We start from the raw sequence: 2,991 nt of genomic DNA on the forward strand, positions 1-2,991 counted from the left end.
CCGGCGCGCGGGCCGTCGGCCGCGGCCGAGATCGGTATCGCCCAGCGCGCGGAGCTGCGCGCGGACGGCGGCCGAGCCGCGCTGGTTACCGGCGTCGAGTTCCTCACGGAGCTCGGCGAGTGTGCACAGGCCCTCCTGCACGGGCCGGGTGAGGATGTGCCGCAGCCGGTGTTCGTCGCTCTCGCCGCGTGCGGCGTCCACCGTCGCACGGGGTGGGGGAGCGAACGGCAGTCCGTCGATCCGGACGGGTTCGGGGGGCCGGGACGTCCGCTCGACGGTGGTGAACCGGGGCGGCAACACCCGGCGGTGCTCGGGTACGAGCGCGGGCACGGTGTCCGACGGTAGGAGCGGGACACCGTGGGCGGCCAGTGCGTCGACACCGGTGAGGGCACAGCCCGGACCGAGATACAACACGGCGGCCCGGCGGAGCTGCTCCCGGGTCGGTCTGCCGGTCCCGAGCAGGATCACGCCCTTCGCCAGCCGTCGCCAGGGCCCCCCGGGTCGGCAGCGCTTCGTGATCGTGCTCGGGGTGAGGCCCCGTCGGCGGAGCTCGGCGACGGTGACGACGGGCACCGCCGGATCACAGCCCTCGTCGTCGGGTCGCAACGCCGCCGCGGCGACGTCGGCGACGGTGGTGTGGGCCCTGCGGTGCGGATGCTGCGGGTGTGTCGCTGTCGTCATACCGCCGAGCGTGGCCGCCTCCGCGGCCGGCGGCCCGGTGAACCCGCGGGTTGTGGATGGGTCGGCGTCGCGAACGGGGTTTCCGTTGCCCCGCGTGCGGCCCTGTGGACACCCGTCGGCCACCGGCCCGAGCGGTGGACCCGGCCGTCGGCTCACTCACCCGGGTCGGCGAACCCCGGCTGCCACCGGCGCACGATGTCCCGCACGGCCACCTCCGCGTCGAGTTGGCACAGGATGCCGATGGCCCCGGCCGTCACCCGGTGGATGAGCAGCCACTGAGGCGGGAGGTTCAGGAAACGGCCGGTATGGAAGTCCTGGTTGCGGGTGTCACCCATCCGCAGCGCCTGCTTCTGCGCCCAGCGGCGGGTGAAGTGGAACGTCTCGTCGGTCAGCGGTGCGGTCAACGGCCGCAACCAGGCGTGCACGTCGTCGGCGTCGAGGTCGGCGTCGTCCCGGACGAACCCCTCCGCCCGCAGCATCTCGAACAGCTCGTCCGGGCGGTTCCGCAGCGCCAGCCGCATCATGACCCCGAGGGCCGGCGGGGCCCCGTGCGGCAGCGCGGCGACCGCCCCGAAGTCGATGACGCAGAGCCTGCCGTCCTCCAGCAGCAGGAAGTTGCCGGGGTGCGGGTCGGAGTGCAGCAGGTGCGCCCGTTCGGGCGAGGAGTAGTGGAACTCGGCGAGCAGCCGGCCCGCCTCGTTCCGCTGGTCCCGGGTCCCGGTGTTGATGATCTCCGAGAACGGGGTTCCGGTGACCCATTCGGTCACGATCACCTTCGGCGCGCTGGCCACCACCTTCGGCACGCGCACCCGGGCGTCCCCGTCGAACGCCCGGGCGAACCGTCGTTGGTTGTCGGCCTCGGCCCGGTAGTCCAGCTCCTCGTCCATCCGGTCGGCGAGCTCGGCGAGCAGGGGTTTCACCTCGGTACCGGGCACGAGCGACTGGAAGAGCCTGCTGAACCGCTGGAGCTGGCGCAGGTCACTGCGCAGTGCCTCGTCGGCGCCCGGGTACTGCACCTTCACCGCGACCTCGCGGCCGTCGTGCCAGACGGCCCGGTGCACCTGTCCGATACTGGCCGCCGCGGCCGGTTCGTCGTCGAACTCCGCGAACCGTTGCTGCCAGGACCGGCCCAGTTGCTCGGCCAGCACCCGGTGTGTCCGCCGCACCGACATCGGGGGTGCCGCTGCCTGTAACCGGGTGAGCGCGTCCCGGTACGGGGCGGCGAGCTCGTCCGGGACGGCGGCCTCGAAGACACTGAGTGCCTGCCCGAACTTCATCGCGCCGCCCTTGAGCGTGCCCAGCACCTCGAAGAGCTGTTCGGCGGCCTTGGCCGACAGCACCGCGTTCACGTCCTCGGTGTTCTGCCCGGTCAGCCGTCTACCCCAGCCGCCGACCGCGCGTCCCGCGATGCCGAGCGGCAGGCTGGCCAGTTTGGCCGTGCGGGCCGCGGCCCTGCGGGGGATCGCGGGGTCGGTCTGGTCGTCGTCGAGGGAATCGCCCGAGTCCGTCACGACCGCGATTCTGCCCTCCGAATCGCGGTCTGTGCACCGATTCCCGGTGTGAATCGCGGTGGCGCCGGGCCTCGCCGCCTCACCGGCACTGTCGGAAGGGGCCTCGGCGCGGCGATCGGGCGGGTGCGCCGCACCCGCAGTGCGGGTGCGGCGGCCAGTCCCGACGCCGCACGGTCCCGCCGTAGCAGTCCAGCTCCAACGTCGCCTCCCAGGTGGGTGGTGGGTGCTGCGGTGACGGTGCCAGCGCCCGCAACGCCTGCCCGACGGCGATCGCCGCGGTGCCGTGGGCGCTGGCCAGGTCGGTCTGCTGTCGTCGGCCCGCGAGCTGCCCGGCCACCGTCGGCCAGCACGGATCGAGGTCCACCCGGTGCAGATCGGCACAGCGGAGACAGCTCGTGCGCCCCGGAACAACCAGGGGGCCGACGATGCCGATCCCCTCCCGCACGCGCACGGGCAGATGCGGGGCACCCGCGGCCATCAGGGGCGCGACCACGTCCGGTGCGGGAACCACGGCGTCGGTGAGCAGCACGAGGTCCGGCACCCGCCCGTGCCGGAGCGGCCCGGTGTGGATTCCGGGGTGCGTGCGCCGTGCGACGTCGCGGAGCGCGCACGCCCGGGACCGTCCGACGTCCCGGTCGAGGAAACCGGCGCCCACATCACTGTCGTCGACCACGCCGCCCGCGCGCACGTCGAGGTGCGCGACACCCGCGGTGGCCAGTGATGCGGTGATCGCCGCCGCCAGCCGCCCGTCCCCCTGCACGCGGACTGTGCCGTACGCGCGCCGGGGCGGGGTGTCGGC

Annotated in this window: 3 protein-coding genes; all 3 read right to left on the reverse strand. The window is 73.9% G+C overall.

The window, feature by feature from the left end:
- Nucleotides 1-681: hypothetical protein (locus SACPADRAFT_RS32605; RefSeq protein WP_198048299.1), on the reverse strand; the 681-nt coding region annotated here is incomplete at its 3' end.
- A gap of 152 nt (nucleotides 682-833) precedes the next feature.
- Complete coding sequence (locus SACPADRAFT_RS0209950; RefSeq protein ID WP_007027088.1) at nucleotides 834-2,192, reverse strand: ABC1 kinase family protein; 1,359 nt, start codon at nucleotides 2,190-2,192, stop codon at nucleotides 834-836.
- 79 nt (nucleotides 2,193-2,271) lie between these two features.
- On the reverse strand, nucleotides 2,272-2,991 hold a 720-nt coding region (locus SACPADRAFT_RS26760), incomplete at its 5' end, for a TOMM precursor leader peptide-binding protein (RefSeq protein WP_007027089.1).

Origin of the sequence: Saccharomonospora iraqiensis subsp. paurometabolica YIM 90007, assembly GCF_000231035.2 — a bacterium.
In the GTDB taxonomy this organism is placed as follows: Bacteria; Actinomycetota; Actinomycetes; order Mycobacteriales; family Pseudonocardiaceae; genus Saccharomonospora; species Saccharomonospora paurometabolica.